Source organism: Microbacterium halotolerans (genome assembly GCF_003569805.1).
Lineage (GTDB): Bacteria > Actinomycetota > Actinomycetes > Actinomycetales > Microbacteriaceae > Microbacterium > Microbacterium halotolerans.
In genome coordinates this window covers 646,631-660,874 of record NZ_KZ984051.1, presented here as the reverse complement: position 1 = coordinate 660,874, position 14,244 = coordinate 646,631, and the positions used below count along the sequence as shown (strand labels likewise).

Annotated in this window: 14 protein-coding genes; 5 read left to right on the top strand and 9 right to left on the bottom strand. The window is 66.3% G+C overall.

Features of this window, described 5'->3' with window-relative positions; genetic code table 11:
- The first annotated feature begins 86 nt into the window (after positions 1-86).
- From DZG09_RS03000 to trxA, 4 genes are all read left to right on the top strand, one after another.
- Positions 87-2,291: a DUF6049 family protein gene (locus tag DZG09_RS03000; RefSeq protein ID WP_119696218.1), complete on the top strand. Its 2,205-nt coding sequence runs from the start codon at positions 87-89 to the stop codon at positions 2,289-2,291.
- Positions 2,275-3,879, top strand: coding sequence for a murein biosynthesis integral membrane protein MurJ (gene murJ, locus DZG09_RS02995; protein WP_119697353.1), 1,605 nt, complete (start codon positions 2,275-2,277; stop codon positions 3,877-3,879). The genes DZG09_RS03000 and murJ overlap by 17 nt, the downstream gene beginning before the upstream one ends.
- A 153-nt stretch (positions 3,880-4,032) precedes the next feature.
- The gene (trxB, locus tag DZG09_RS02990) at positions 4,033-5,001 is read left to right on the top strand and encodes a thioredoxin-disulfide reductase (RefSeq protein WP_205529036.1); all 969 of its coding nucleotides are present in this window, start codon (positions 4,033-4,035) and stop codon (positions 4,999-5,001) included.
- Positions 5,002-5,077: 76 nt separating this feature from the next.
- The gene (gene trxA, locus DZG09_RS02985) at positions 5,078-5,401 is read left to right on the top strand and encodes a thioredoxin (RefSeq protein ID WP_119696216.1); all 324 of its coding nucleotides are present in this window, start codon (positions 5,078-5,080) and stop codon (positions 5,399-5,401) included.
- A 274-nt stretch (positions 5,402-5,675) separates the two neighbouring features.
- On the opposite strand, the gene DZG09_RS02980 is transcribed toward trxA, so the two are convergent.
- The 3 genes from DZG09_RS02980 to DZG09_RS02965 all read right to left on the bottom strand — a co-directional run bounded on the left by DZG09_RS02980 (position 5,676) and on the right by DZG09_RS02965 (position 8,164).
- Entirely contained in the window at positions 5,676-6,017 is a 342-nt protein-coding gene (locus DZG09_RS02980) for a tryptophan synthase subunit alpha (RefSeq protein ID WP_119696215.1), read from the bottom strand.
- A 111-nt stretch (positions 6,018-6,128) separates the two neighbouring features.
- Complete coding sequence (locus DZG09_RS02975; protein WP_205529035.1) at positions 6,129-7,241, bottom strand: ParB/RepB/Spo0J family partition protein; 1,113 nt, start codon at positions 7,239-7,241, stop codon at positions 6,129-6,131.
- Positions 7,241-8,164, bottom strand: coding sequence for a ParA family protein (locus tag DZG09_RS02965; protein WP_119696214.1), 924 nt, complete (start codon positions 8,162-8,164; stop codon positions 7,241-7,243). Before DZG09_RS02965 ends, DZG09_RS02975 begins: the two co-directional genes overlap by 1 nt.
- Positions 8,165-10,097: 1,933 nt before the next feature.
- On the opposite strand from DZG09_RS02965, the gene DZG09_RS02960 reads away from it, so the two are divergent.
- Positions 10,098-10,556, top strand: a complete 459-nt coding sequence (locus DZG09_RS02960; protein WP_119696213.1) for a nitroreductase/quinone reductase family protein — start codon at positions 10,098-10,100, stop codon at positions 10,554-10,556.
- 72 nt (positions 10,557-10,628) lie between these two features.
- Here DZG09_RS02960 and rsmG read toward each other — a convergent pair whose 3' ends face one another.
- From rsmG to rpmH, 6 genes are all read right to left on the bottom strand, one after another.
- Positions 10,629-11,285: a 16S rRNA (guanine(527)-N(7))-methyltransferase RsmG gene (gene rsmG, locus DZG09_RS02955; protein WP_240423645.1), complete on the bottom strand. Its 657-nt coding sequence runs from the start codon at positions 11,283-11,285 to the stop codon at positions 10,629-10,631.
- Positions 11,286-11,362: 77 nt separating this feature from the next.
- Positions 11,363-11,857: a Jag family protein gene (locus DZG09_RS02950; RefSeq protein ID WP_119696211.1), complete on the bottom strand. Its 495-nt coding sequence runs from the start codon at positions 11,855-11,857 to the stop codon at positions 11,363-11,365.
- Between the two features lie 55 nt (positions 11,858-11,912).
- Positions 11,913-12,977 carry a membrane protein insertase YidC gene (gene yidC / locus DZG09_RS02945; protein ID WP_119696210.1) on the bottom strand — a complete coding sequence of 355 codons (1,065 nt, stop codon included), beginning with the start codon at positions 12,975-12,977 and terminating at the stop codon, positions 11,913-11,915.
- 3 nt (positions 12,978-12,980) lie between these two features.
- Positions 12,981-13,328 carry a membrane protein insertion efficiency factor YidD gene (gene yidD / locus DZG09_RS02940; RefSeq protein WP_119696209.1) on the bottom strand — a complete coding sequence of 116 codons (348 nt, stop codon included), beginning with the start codon at positions 13,326-13,328 and terminating at the stop codon, positions 12,981-12,983.
- Positions 13,325-13,702, bottom strand: coding sequence for a ribonuclease P protein component (gene rnpA / locus DZG09_RS02935; protein WP_119696208.1), 378 nt, complete (start codon positions 13,700-13,702; stop codon positions 13,325-13,327). Before rnpA ends, yidD begins: the two co-directional genes overlap by 4 nt.
- A 19-nt stretch (positions 13,703-13,721) precedes the next feature.
- Positions 13,722-13,859 carry a 50S ribosomal protein L34 gene (rpmH, locus tag DZG09_RS02930; protein ID WP_043595303.1) on the bottom strand — a complete coding sequence of 46 codons (138 nt, stop codon included), beginning with the start codon at positions 13,857-13,859 and terminating at the stop codon, positions 13,722-13,724.
- Positions 13,860-14,244: the final 385 nt, after the last annotated feature.

Here is a 14,244-nt window from a genome sequence, read left to right as displayed (position 1 = left end):
CACCCACAGCACCCCGCCGAGATGTATCGCCGACCCGGGCGATGCACCCAGGAAGAAACAAGCCGGGTTCGTAGGATGGGCACGGCATGTCACTGCTCCGTCGCCATATCAGCACGACCGCGCGCAGGCGGCGAATCTTCGCCCCCCTCCCCGCGGCGCTCGTCGTGCTCGCCGCGTTCGGCTGTGTCGTCGGCTCCGCGACCGCCGCATCCGCGTCCTCAGGGCCCGTCGTGCATGCGGCCGCGGAGGAGGAGCAGATGCCGAAGCTCGACCTGACACTGCCAGGCCACGGCCTCATCTCCGCCGAGTTCACGGCGACCGTCACCATCGACTACCCGTCGGACGGCAACCCGCTCACCGCCGACGTCGGCGACCCGCTGCCGTCCGGAAGAGTCGTCCTGGAACGCGCCGCGTCGCCGCTGGAGGACGCCGATGCCCTCGACGACTGGTACGGTGGCGCGGCCACCGGCAGCATGGTCCAGCTCGCGTACGTGAACACCGAGGAGATCACTCCTGGGCAGACCCTCTCCGTCGACATCACGGCCGACGTCTCGGACGATGACGACGGCGTCTATCCTGTCGTGGCCCGCTTCGAGCCCGACACAGCCGGCTTCGCGCAGGAGCTCACCGATTCGGCCGTGCTCACGCGTGCGGACGACGACCCCGCGGTCACGGTCGTCGTGCCGATCACCGCACCCGCATCGTCGCGGGGCCTGCTCACATCCGACCAGCTCGAGGCCCTCACCTCTTCCGACGGCAGCCTGCGCAATCAGCTGGACGCCGTCGACGGGAACAGCGCGGCCCTTGCCGTCGATCCGGCCGTTCCCGCAGCGATCCGGGTGCTGGGAAGCGCGGCGCCGGCCTCGGCGACGGAGTGGCTGGAAGATCTGATGGCGCTGCCGAACGACCGGTTCGCGCTGCAGTTCGGCGACGCGGATGTCGCGACCCAGATCGCCGCGAGCGAAGAGAAGCTGCTCGCCCCGACGAGCCTGGCTCCCTACATCGCGGGCGCCGGTGACGTCGACGACGCGGGAGTCGGCGGAGACGGCGCCGAGCCCGACCCGAGCCCGACACCGAGCGTCGACCCCGTCGACATGTCGCTCGACGAGCTTCTCGACATCGGCGACGCCACCGATGACATCTACTGGCCGAACCCGGATCTTGCAGGTGCCGTGACGATCGAGCGCATCGACGCGATGGACGGCACGTCGCTCGTGCCATCGACCACGACCAAGGCCGGCGCGAACGGCGCACCGGTCGCAGCGAACGCCGGAGAAGCGCTCGTCTATGACTCGGGCCTCTCCGCCGAGATCAGCGAAGCAGCGACGGTCGAAGACGGCGCGGCGCGCGCCGATGCGCTCGAGAAGGCCGTGGCGTCGCTGTGGCTCTCCTCCGATGAGCTCGACGGTGCGAACCTGTTGGTCGCCCTCGAGCGGACGGGGGGAGTCCTCGTGGACGAGGACGAGGATGCGCCGGCCGCCCCACGGCCGGCCGCAGCGGTCTCGGATGTCGTCAACACGATCGCCGACGTGTCGAACACCACGCTGCGCTCCCTGACGAAGAGCACTCGTCACGATGCGACGTACGTCGGCGCGGGAAGCCCGCTGCGGGTCGACATGAGCGCCGCGCTGGCCGAGTACGGCTCTCCCCTCGAGGAGATCAGCTCGGTGCTCAGCGATCCGCAGCTGCTGTTGGGGCGCACCCGCGCCGAACGGCTGCAGCTGCTCTCGGTCGCCTGGGAAGCGCATCCGGATGCCTGGCGCGAGTCGTTCGATTCGCATCTGACGTCGCTCGGCGCCTTGAGCGACGCGGTCGGCCTGGTGCCGCCCAGCGACGTGAACCTGCTCAGCAGCGAAGCACCGCTTCCCGTGTGGGTGCGCAACGACCTGCCGTACCCGGTCACGGTCACGGTCTTCAGCTACCCCGACGACGTGCGCCTGAGCATGGACACCTCCACCGAGGTCGTGGCGCAGGCCTCCAGCAACACCAGGGTGCAGCTGCCGGTAGAGGCGACCCTCGGTTCGGGAGACGTCGACATCCGGATCTCGTTGCAGAGCCCGACGGGCGTGCTCATCGGGCCGGAGGAGTCGATGCACGTCACGGTGCGAGCCGACTGGGAGCGCTACGGCGTCGCCGGGCTCGCGGCGCTGATCGTCGGCCTCGTCGTGTTCGGCACGATTCGCACCATCCGGCGTCGTGCCAAGAGAACTGCGCCGGATGATCCGGTGCCGGATGAGCATCCAGACGACGTCGCTCACGCAGAAGAGGAACCAGATGGCCAGTCTCGGTAGGTCGAGCGCCCTGATCGCGGCGGGAACGTTCGCCTCCCGAATCACGGGTCTGCTGCGAACGATCGTGCTCGTCACCCTGATCGGTTCGCTGAACACACGTGCAGGCGATGCGTTCGCGAACGCGAATCAGCTCCCTAACAACATCTACATCGTCATCTCGACGGGCATCCTGACCGCAGTGATCGTGCCGCAGATCGTACGGGTATCGCAGCGCGACGCCGATGGGGGCGCGGCGTTCATCTCGAAGCTGTTCACGCTCGCGACCGTGGTGCTGCTCGGCGCGACCGTCCTGGCGATGTTCGCCGCCCCTGGCCTGATCTGGCTGTACGCGCCGAAGTTCACCCCGGAGCAGCTCGCACTGGCGACGGCGTTCGCGTACTGGTGCCTGCCGCAGATCCTGTTCTACGGCCTGTACGCGCTTGTGGGGGAGACATTGAACGCCCGCGGCATCTTCGGGCCGTTCGCGTGGGCGCCGGTGGTGAACAACCTCGTGTCGATCGCAGGCTTCGGCGCCATGATCATGATGTTCGGCAGCGATCTCACGGCAGTCGCGCTGTGGACGCCCGGCATGATCGCGGGGATCGGGGGCACCGCTACCGCCGGCATCGTCGTGCAGGCGCTCGTGCTCGTGCTGTTCTGGCGCAAGACGGGGCTGTCCATCCGGCCCGATTTCCGCTGGCGCGGCGTCGGGCTGCGCGCCATCGGCAAGCTCGCCGGCTGGACGTTCCTGATGATGCTCGTGACTCAGGTCGCCGGCCTGCTCCAGTCGCAGGTGATCTCGGATGCCTCCGGCGACGGAGGCGCGGCGACCTTCGCCATGCAGAACGCATGGCTGATCTTCATGGTGCCGTACTCGACCATCGCGATCGCGATCGGCACCCCCTACTTCACGCAGATGTCGAGTCACGCCGCGGCGGGCCGCGACGACGAGGTGCGCGCCGACATCGGCAAGGCGGTGCGCACGCTGGGCCTGTTCCTCGTCTTCGGCACGGCCGCGCTGATGGCCGCATCCGGGCCGGTCTCCCGTCTGTTCACCAACAGCCCCGACCAGGCGCACGATGCGGCGCTCGTGCTCATCTCGTTCCTGGTCTGCCTCGTGCCGCTTTCGGTGCTGTACGTGCTGCAGCGCACGTTCTACGCATACAACGACACCCGGACGCCGTTCGTCTTCACCGCGATCCAGGCGGCGCTCGTGGTCGTGACCGCGTACATCGCCTACGCCGTGCTGCCGCTGCAGTACCTCACGGCCGGCGTCGCGCTCGGTCAGGCGATCTCGTCGACGATCCAGGCGATCATCGCCGGCGTGCTGCTGCGCCGCAGACTCGGGCCGTACGGCATCGGCAAGGCGGTGCTGGCGCTCGGGCGGTTCGCCCTCGCCGCAGCACCCGCCGGGCTGGTGGCGTGGGGCGCGTACCTGCTGATGGGCGGCGATTCGGGCTGGATGCTCGACAACAAGTTCACCGGCGCCGTCGGCACCTGCGTGATCGGAACGATCGCCCTCATCGTCTACGTGGGCATCCTCGCCGCGTTCCGCACCCCCGAGCTGAAGGTCGGCCTGGGAATGCTGCGCCGCGTCGTCAAGCGGTAGGGCGGTTCATCGTGCTGGTCGTGGTCGTGGTCGGCCTGATCGGCTGATCAGGCGTCCAGCGGATGAACCTCGGCTTTCGCGGGGAGGAATCCCGGGGCGTGCGGAATGCATCGCGGATACGATGTGTTGACGCAGCTAAAGGGAGGCTCTCACGTGCGACAGCTCATCATCATCGGTTCAGGCCCCGCGGGGTTCACCGCAGCCATCTACGCGGCGCGCGCGAACCTCGCCCCGCTCGTCATCGCCAGCTCGGTCGAGATCGGCGGTGACCTGATGCAGACGACCGAGGTCGAGAACTTCCCCGGCTTCCCCGAAGCCGTCATGGGTCCCGACCTGATGGCCAAGATGCAGCAGCAGGCCGAGCGCTTCGGCGCCGAGATCGTGTACGACGATGCGACGGAACTGGAGCTGGACGGCCCGATCAAGCGCGTTCACCTCGGCAACGGCGGCGTCGAGGAGGCGCAGTCGCTGATCTTCGCGACCGGTTCCGCGTACCGCAAGCTCGGCGTTCCCGGCGAGGACACCCTCTCCGGTCACGGTGTCTCGTGGTGCGCAACCTGCGACGGCTTCTTCTTCCGCGACAAGACCGTCGCCGTGATCGGCGGCGGCGACTCGGCGCTCGAGGAGGCCACCTTCCTCACCAAGTTCGCGTCGAAGGTGATCGTCGTTCACCGCCGCGACGAGCTGCGCGCGTCCAAGGCGCTGCAGGACCGCGCCTTCGCGAACGACAAGGTCGAGTTCATCTGGAACGCCGAGGTCGTCGAGATGCTGGGAGCATCCGGTCTTACCGGTGCCACGCTGCGCGACACCGTCAGCGGAGAGACCCGTGAGCTCGCCCTCGACGGCCTGTTCGTCGCGGTCGGCTCCGACCCCCGCGTGCACCTCGTGCACAACAAGCTCGACCTCACGGCCGACGGCGTCGTGCGCGTCGACGGTCGTTCCTCGCGCACTTCTCAGCCCGGCGTCTTCGCCGCGGGCGACGTGATCGACCCGACGTACCGGCAGGCCGTCACCGCAGCCGGCTCAGGAACGGTCGCCGCCCTGGATGCCGAGCACTTCCTGGCCGACCTGGCTGACGCCGAGAAGGCGGCGGAAGAGGCCGCGGCACTCACGACCGCCTAGGGGAATTTTCGCGACATCCGGATGTTGACCCAGACACAGGGTGAAACCTCCGCAACCCGCAATGAAGGAGACAGACATGACCGCCAAGGCCACCACATCGGCGACGTTCGAGCAGGACGTTCTCAAGGCTGACGGGCCCGTGCTCGTCGACTTCTGGGCTGAATGGTGCGGACCGTGCCGCATGGTTTCGCCCGTTCTCGACCAGATCCAGCAGGAGAACGCAGATAAGATCACGGTCGTCAAGCTGAATGTCGACGAGAACCCGGATCTGGCCATGCAGTACCAGATCACGTCGATTCCGGCGATGAAGGTGTTCAAGGATGGCGAGGTCGCCACGACCATCATCGGCGCCAAGCCGAAGCCGGCGCTGGAGCAGGATCTCGCTGCGTTCCTGAAGTAGATCCTTCCCAGCTGCGACGCGGGCCCGGCACTCGAGGTGAGTGCCGGGCCCGCGTCGTCGTAGGGACGGGCCAGTTCCGCCCTTCACGGCCGCTGAGAGGCCGTGGATTCGTCGGACGACATGGGAGGCGCATCCGACGTCCCAAGCCGTCACAACGGCCCCAGAGCGCGTATGCGGCGCCCTCAGACAGCTCCAGGACCCCGGAAGATCGTCAGAGCGTGTGGAGTTTGCGTTTCGCTCTGCACAAACGCGTACGGAGTCCAGCAGGAACGGCTCAGGATCCGAGCACGCGCACGACCGCGTCCCATCGGCGGTGCGTGTTCTCCTGTCCTATCAGGCGCCACACGGCGCGCGTGAGCTCCGGATACTCATTGGCGATCATCCGGAGCACCCGCTGATTCCGCGCGGCGGTCGGGCGGAGTCCGCCGTCCGCTTCGATGTGCTCCGCGCGGAGCAGGAACACAACGAGCTCGTCGATGGTCGGCAGGTCGTCCATGAACTCCCACGGATCCTCGCCAGCGCGAACTCGCTCCTCGATGAGGGAGTCACGCTCGTCCTCGGCCTCCGCGCGGAGCACTTCGACGCTGGCGCGGCGCTGGGGCGAGTCGTTCTGCATCACCTGCTCAAGCGTACGCGCGTGGCCCGCCGCCCGGGTGGGATTCGCCGAGTGCGAAGAAGGGCATCCGGATGCCGTTCCGATATATCGTTACGACGTCTCCCAGCGCATTCAGTCCTGGTATCCCTGTTCGCCGATCTCGGCGAGGATGCGGTTGAGATCCTGGATCGTGGCGAAGTCGATCGTGACCTGGCCCTTGCGCGCGCCGAGGCCGATCTTCACGCGGGTGTTCAGCCGATCCCCGAGACGCGAGGCCACATCGTCGAGGTACGCACGACGTGCACCGGCCTTCGGACGGGGGGAGGGGGCCGTCGTCTCACCGGCCGCCGCAACAGCCTTGGCCGCGGTCTCTGCGGCGCGGACCGAGAGGTCTTCGTTCACGATCTTGTCGGCGAGCCGCGCCATCAGGTCTTCGCTCTCGAGGGACAGGATCGCCCGCGCGTGTCCCGCGCTCAGCACACCGGCCGCGACCCGCTGCTGAACGGGAACCGGGAGGCGGAGGAGGCGGATCGTGTTGCTGATCTGCGGCCGTGAGCGCCCGATTCTGCGCGCGAGCTCGTCCTGCGTCGTGCCGAAGTCCTCGAGCAGCTGCTGGTACGCCGATGCCTCTTCGAGCGGGTTGAGCTCGGCACGGTGCAGGTTCTCGAGCAGCGCGTCGCGGAGGAGGTCCTCGTCTGCCGTGTCGCGCACGATAGCGGGGATCACGTCGAGGCCGGCCTCACGGGCCGCACGGGTGCGCCGCTCACCCATGATGAGCTCGTACGCGCCGTCGCGGGTCTCACGCACCACCACCGGCTGGAGCAGCCCGAACTCGCGCACGCTGTGCACAAGCTCGGCCAGGGAGTCCGGATCGAACTCACGACGAGGCTGACGCGGGTTCGGCACGATCGCATGCGGATCGATGTGGATCAGCCGTGCACCGGGAACCTCGACGAGTTCTTCGATGGCGGCCGAGTCGGCTGCCTCCGCCGACTCAGCCTGCTTCTCCGCCGATGCGGTGCTCCCCGTCGATGTCGAACGACGCTTCGAGGCTGCGGTCCTCTTCGCGGTCGCCGACTTCTCGTCCTCCGGAGCCGGAGGAGCAAGAACCGTCTCCGCGCTCTCCTTCGGCTGCTCGGACTTCGGAGCGTTGGGGAAGAACACGTCGACGGGACGCGTGTTCGTGTTCTCCGTGGTGGGAATGAGAGAGCCGATTCCCCGGCCCAGACCCGTTCGCTTCGCCATCACGACGCTCCTTCGTTGTTGCCTGCCACGCGGTTGGTGATCTCGACCGCCGCTTCTTTGTATGCCACGGCGCCGGCGGAGCCGCCGTCGTACGAGATGACGGTCTGCCCGAAGCTCGGCGCCTCCGACACACGCACGGATCGGGGGATCACCGCGTCCAGCGTCTCGTTGGGGAAGTGCTCTCGAACCTCGTCCGCGACCTGCTGCGCGAGACGTGTTCGTGCGTCGTACATGGTCAGCAGGATCGTTGACACCCGGATCTGGGGGTTCAGATGCTTCTGGATCATCTTGATGTTCGCCAGCAGCTGGCTGAGCCCCTCGAGGGCGTAGTACTCCGCCTGGATCGGGAGGAGCACCTCATCCGTCGCCGTGAAGGCGTTGATCGTCAGCAGACCGAGCGACGGCGGGCAGTCGATCAGGATGAAGTCGAACGGCTTCTCCTGCGATGAGCGGAACTCCTCCAGCGCCGTCTTGAGGCGATGCTCGCGGGCGACCTGCGACACCAGTTCTATTTCAGCGCCCGCAAGGTGAATCGTGCTGGGGACGCAGAAGAGGTTGTCATGCTCGGCTGTCTCCTGGATGACATCGGCGATGGCGAACTCATCGATGAGGACATCGTAGATGCTGGGAGTGTCGGCACTGTGCGGCACTCCCAGCGCCGTTGACGCGTTCCCCTGCGGATCCAGGTCGATCACGAGCACGCGGCCGCCGAGCGTGGCGAGTGCCGCTGCGATGTTGACAGTCGTCGTGGTCTTTCCCACGCCGCCCTTCTGGTTCGACACCGTCATCACGCGCGTCTGACCGGTGAAGGTGACCGTCGTATCCGCCAGACGGCGCTTGCGGGCACTGAGATCCGCGAGTTCGCGCGCCAGGGGAGTGTCGTCGGGAAGCGAGAAGGTGCTCTCGTTCTCGGACTGTTTCACGTGAAACACACTCTTTCGTTCGCCGTCGGGGAGGGTACTGAACAACTCTAACCCCGCCCTCGCCTCATATCGGGCGAAGGGCCCTGAACACACCGTGTCCGGCAGGTGTTTCACGTGAAACACACCAACATGCGGGCAGAAACGATTGCACCGCCGATACGTCTCGAGGGGAAGAGCGGCGGATGACACGAGGGGGCGAGCACCGCATCGCGGCGACGCGACCTGCAGAAGCAGGTGCAGAACGACATCGACAACCACACACCAGAGCACCGCAAGACGGGAGAACAATACGTATTCACCAGCAGGGAGGACCGTGAGGAGACGGCTGCGCACCTCCCGCGCGCCGACCCACCCGCACCCACGAGGGGGAGTGCGCCGGGTTGCGCCCGACCGAACAGAGACCGTGAGCCCACGCTGGCAGCAGTCATGCTGCAAGAGAACAAGAGCAACAAGCGCCAGTCTCCTCAACGCGGCTGGCAGAGAGAGTCGGGCCGACTCACCGACGACCCGACGACAGCGCACGGCACGGCACCCTCACCCACCCACACAACCACTCCACTCACGTATGCCAGCAGGAGACGGCACATTTCGCCGATCTGCTCCAGCGAACACGGAGGTGAGAGATTCCCGGCTGGCACTCGTGATCGTGCCGGGAGCAACGGCCGCTCTGCTGCTGGGTCGGTCATCTGTTCGCATCACATCAGAGAGCGCGGTGGTTTCACGTGAAACTAGTCGAGCCACCGAGGCGCCGACTCTCCAACACCCGCGTCGGCGCGTCAGCCCCGCCGGACCGATCACACCGCACTCACAGTCGCTTGCGCGTCACACGAACCGAGCCGGTCAAACGGCGCACGCTCGAAGTCTCGAACCGGTGCAGGAAGTGTCGTAGACCGTACGGGCCCACCCGACTGCATGCCCGTCTCCTCTCGTAGCAGCAGTCTTCACATCGGTCGCCACCGTAGAAGAGAACCGCAGCTACCGGCCTGAGGTTTCACGTGAAACATCAGGCACAGCGAGCTCCGCAGCTCGAGTGCGTTCGATACGACGAGCCACGTACTGTACGACCGATTGGGCAACCCACTGCAGAGATCTCAGCGTCGGAAGCCGACAAATCAAGCGCAACTCCTCCCGCCTCTCAACTGGACTCACACACATGTGGCGTCGCAAGCACAGCGTCCGTATCCCAGAGCTTCGGACTCCTGTCGATCGTTGTTCTCCGAGCGGAAGCGAACGCCAACGCAGTGCTCTCCGATCGCGCGCGCTGACCAGGTGATCCAACCAGTGAGCTGCAGGGAAGGCCGGCTCTGGATGCGGACGGCGTGAGGCGGAACAGCGTGTTTCACGTGAAACACCGTTCGCTGGCGACTGGAGTCACAGCCCACGAGCACCGCTGACACACACTCCGTGGGTGAGACCACGACATTGTCCGAATGCTTGCGAACCGGGCGACCATCGGGACGCCGTCGCGTCACAGTTCACGAAGGTTCGCCCGTCCTGACAGGCAGCGAGACCTGCACAAGTGGCAAGGAGTGTCGCGCAATCCACGTCATCGACGCGCTCTGCAGCACGGCAGGCACGAGGCACCGACGAAACGGCACTCCCTGAGCACCCCGAGCAACGCCTCGAGCAACCGTCACAGGCCAAGGAACCCTCGAGATCAGCACGTACCAGCAGATCAACTGCCGACCGCTGGCGGACCACCGATCCTCCGCGTCCGCGCGATGTGCCAGCCGAACAGACCTCACCCTCACACGTTCGTCTCGCTCAGCCGCACCCCCCGCCGTTCGCCAAGAAGCAGATCCGAGGAGTGACGGGAGCGTTTCACGTGAAACACGGACGAAGACACCCGAGCCCAGTCGCTATCGTTCACCCCGACGTCACGACACCGCTCTCCTCCCGGTGCCACAATGGAACCACCCGAGGAGGAACACTCATGGCGCGCGAACCCTTCGTCCCACCGCGTTTCGTCATCAAGACCGCGTGGGGCATCCACCGATGGCTCGCGAGACGAGGAACAGGGCGGGGACTGTGGAAGCCCGGTCAGAGGAACGCGTGGGGAGCGCTTGCGCTCACGACGACTGGCCGCAGCAGCGGAGAGCCGCGAACGGCCATCATCGCCTATCTGCCGGATGGCGCCGATCGCGTGCACGCACTCGCGATGAACGGCTGGATGGAAGGGCACCCCGGGTGGTGGCTGAACCTGAAAGCAGACCCGAGAGCATCCGCCCTCTTCGCCGACGGCGATCGCCGTGCGGTGAGCGCGACAGCAGCCGAGGGCGACGAGCGGGAGCGTCTATGGGCGGTCTGGGAGGAGAACGAACCCGGCCTGAACGACCTCGCCTCACGACGACGCACCCCCACGGAGATCGTCGTCCTCGAGCTCGCGGACTGACCGAAACCAAGAACAGGAAACCGGCCCGGATCGACGCAGCAGCCGCGACGAACAGCGCCGCGGCCGGCGCACTCACGACGCGCGGACGACCGCCCGCACCACGCGCGTGGGCTCATCCAGCAGACCCTCGCCGAGAACCTCCACACGCACATCGGTCACCCGATGCCTGCGCAGCACCTTCTGAGCCGCGTCGATCTCGGCATCGACCGACCGTCCTTTGAGCAGAATCAGCTCACCATCGTCACGAACCAGGGGAGCGGTCCACGGGATCAGTGTGCGCATCGCCGACACTGCCCGCGCCGTGACCGCGTCGAGCATTCCCTCGACCGCGGCCTCATCGGCCCGCGCACGATGCACCGTCACGTTGTCCAGTCCCAGAGCGGAGACCTGCTCGTCGAGCCAGACCACACGTCGCTCCATCGGCTCGATCAGCTCCCACGTGACATCCGGGCGCGCAATCGCCAGGACGATACCGGGCAGCCCGGCCCCTGACCCGACGTCACCGACACGGCCACCAGCTGGGAACAGCGGAGCAGCGATCGCACAGTTGAGCACATGGCGCGTCCAGATCCGCGAAGCCTCCTGCGGCCCGATCAGACCGCGCTCTTCGCCGTGCTCCACCAGAGCGCGCACGAACTGGCGAGCGAGATCGATGCGATCACCGAACAGCTCGCCAGCCGCCGCCGGCTCATGCTCGACGACGTTCCCGGACGTTCCACCATCCACCACGACCAGCTCCTTCGTCGATCCGACCTGAAAATATAGCCCTGACCAGGGATTCCCTGTCGATTCCGAGAGAAAGTGCGTCAGGCGCGGCGGAGCACCGTGTGGCGCTGCGACGCCTCGCCGTACGACTCGGAGACCAGATCTCGATCGGCTGCGATGTCGTGCACCAACTTGCGCTCATACGACGACATCGACGGAAGCGACGCCTGACTCGCACCCTCGTCGAGCTTCGCGACAGCCGCATCGACCAGCTTCTCGAGCTGCTGACGACGCACATCGCGCGAACCACCGACATCGAGGATGAGACGCGAGAAGCGACCCGTCTGGTTCTGCACCGCGAGCCGCGTGAGCTCCTGCAGCGCCTGCACCGTGTCAGGGTCCGAAACCGCCCTCAGTGACGCGTCCTCCGACTCCACCGACACATAGGCACGCCCCTGACGCACATCGAGGTCGAGGTCGCCGTCGATATCGGCGATGTCGAGCAGGCCTTCCAGGAAATCTGCCGCGACATCACCTTCGCGCTCAAGATCCTCGACCGTCGGCTCAGACACGGCAGCGGGGTCAGTACTGGTCATCGTGATTCCTCGTTCATCGGGTCGTTTCGAACCAACCGCGGGAAGCCCGGGCCGGTCAGGAGGCGCTCTCGCCGCCCTTGTTCTTCTGGGCCTGCTTCTTCGCCCGCTGCTTGCTCATCGGCTGCTGGCGCTTGGCGCGCTGCTGCCGCTCGGCCTCAGCCTGGCGCAGCAGCTCCTCCTGCTCGCGCTCGTACTCCTCGATCGTGACGACCTTGCCCTTGGTGTCGAGAGTCTTGCCCTTCTTCTCCAGGCGAGCGGTACGAGCACGCCATGCCTCAGAACCGGGGGAGGGCAGCTCGCGGATCACGAGGAACTGCTGACCCATCGTCCAGAGGTTGTTGAAGAACCAGTAGGTCACAACGCCGAGCGGGAAGAAGACGCCGGAGAAGATCATCGCGAACGGGATGATGTACAGCATGATGCGCTGCATCTGGTACGCCTGGCCTGTCTTGGCCTCGTCCGAGAGGTTCTTCGACACGATCAGCAGCTGCGTGAAGAACTGCGAAGCGATCATCAGCGCCACGAGGATGATGCTGAGAACGATCGCGATCGAAGACGTGGCGACCGGATTGTTGAAGTGGTCGGTCAGAGTCATGCTGAGCGGTGCCACGCCGAACAGCTTCGAACTCTCGAACTGCTCGACAAGGTCATTCGTGAAGATGTGCGGGAACCAGTCGGCCCGTGCACTCCAACCGCCGATGCCCTCGACCTGCCACGTCTGGATGTCACGCAGCGTCCAGAACAGGGAGAAGAAGATCGGCATCTGAATCAGGATCGGCAGGCAGCCTCCGACCGGCGACGTGCCGTGCTTCTTGTACAGGGCCATCGTCTCGCGGCTCATCGCCTCGCGGGAGAGCTGATCCTTCTTGCCCTTGTACTTCGCCTGGACCTTGCGCATCTCCGGCGCAATCTCCATCATCTTGCGCTGGCTCTTGATCTGCTTCACCGTGAGCGGGAAGATCGCCAACCGCACCACGATCACCACGCCGGCGATCGCCAGCACCCAGGCCAGACCGCTGTCATCGTTCAGGCCGATGTGCGTGAACACCCAGTGCCACGCAACGAGGATGATCTCGATCACGAACCGGATCGGAACGAGAATGCTGCCCAGGATGTCCAAGGGTCAGTCCTTTCGCCGCGGCACGACGAAGCCGCGGGGTGTCAGGTCGTAGCGGAAGTTCTGATGGGGCCGCACGTCGTCGACGCCGCCTTCGGCCCACGGGTGGCATCGCGCGATGCGCGCGAGCGCCTGAACCGATCCTCTCACGAGGCCGTGCTGCTGCACTGCGCCCACGGCATACGCGGAGCAGGAGGGGAAGTACCTACACACATCGCCGTACATGCGGGAGATCGTGGCGCGGTACACGATCAGCAGCGCAATCCCCGCATTGCGCGGGAGCAGCGGAACGGCACGCAGACCGCCGGACGCGAGATGTGCTGTGCCGTAGCTGGTGGCGGGGAGGACGCTCACGAGGCAGGCTCCGGTCGGCCTCCGGGTGAGACGGCCTCGAAAGCGCCTCGACGTTTCAAACCGCGCAGCACCTGTGACCGCAGCTCGGCGAAAGGAGCCCTCGCAGACGACGGAAGGGCGCGGATCACGATGTCCGCGCCCTCTCGCACATCGGGCAGCGCCTCCGCGCAGATCGCCTTGAGGCGGCGCCTCACCGTGTTGCGGCGCACAGCGTCTCCCACAGCCCTGGTGACGATGAATCCGAATCGTGCCGGCCGAGGCTCGTCGGTGAACTCGATGTGCGTCACCAGATGGGGCCCGGCGCTGCGCAGCCCCCGACGGGAGACGCGTCGATAGTCGGCCCCGCGGGTGAGACGATTCGCCTTCGCGAGCACGTCGGGACTGGCGAAGTGCTTACGCCGAGAGCTCGGTGCGGCCCTTGCCGCGACGAGCGGCGAGGATCGCGCGACCGGCGCGGGTGCGCATGCGGGCGCGGAAGCCGTGCTTCTTGGCACGACGACGGTTGTTGGGCTGGAACGTGCGCTTGCTCATAGGTTCTCTCCGGATGAAGGTGTCACCGGATCGTATGAACAGCCGGAGACATCGTTACGGGTGCCCGAAACGGGCATAAGTCAACCGCCATAGATTACGCCCGGTCACACGTCCAAAGCAAATGCGACGGCGAACCTGACAGTATCTCCACAGCCTCGGGCCCGACCCGACAGGAACACGCCCGGCACCTCGAAACGCGGCGCGCGACGGGGTGAAAAAGGTTTGCTCTCTCGCGCTTCGCTGGCTAGCCTAGGGCAAGTTATCCACAGGCGGAGGCCGATGCTCGTGTGACGTTCCAGAACCGGATCCGCCGCCTGTCATCCGGCGGACGCATGTGCGATCCGCCTGCGGCGTCTGCGCCGCGGTCACATCAGTTCCAGGGGGA

Coding starts and splice junctions, on each gene's coding strand:
- DZG09_RS03000 (WP_119696218.1), top strand. CDS start 87: ATGTCACTGCTCCGTCGCCATATCAGCACGACCGCGCGCAGGCGGCGA.
- murJ (WP_119697353.1), top strand. CDS start 2,275: ATGGCCAGTCTCGGTAGGTCGAGCGCCCTGATCGCGGCGGGAACGTTC.
- trxA (WP_119696216.1), top strand. CDS start 5,078: ATGACCGCCAAGGCCACCACATCGGCGACGTTCGAGCAGGACGTTCTC.
- DZG09_RS02980 (WP_119696215.1), bottom strand. CDS start 6,017: ATGCAGAACGACTCGCCCCAGCGCCGCGCCAGCGTCGAAGTGCTCCGC.
- DZG09_RS02975 (WP_205529035.1), bottom strand. CDS start 7,241: ATGGCGAAGCGAACGGGTCTGGGCCGGGGAATCGGCTCTCTCATTCCC.
- DZG09_RS02960 (WP_119696213.1), top strand. CDS start 10,098: ATGGCGCGCGAACCCTTCGTCCCACCGCGTTTCGTCATCAAGACCGCG.
- DZG09_RS02950 (WP_119696211.1), bottom strand. CDS start 11,857: ATGACCAGTACTGACCCCGCTGCCGTGTCTGAGCCGACGGTCGAGGAT.
- rpmH (WP_043595303.1), bottom strand. CDS start 13,859: ATGAGCAAGCGCACGTTCCAGCCCAACAACCGTCGTCGTGCCAAGAAG.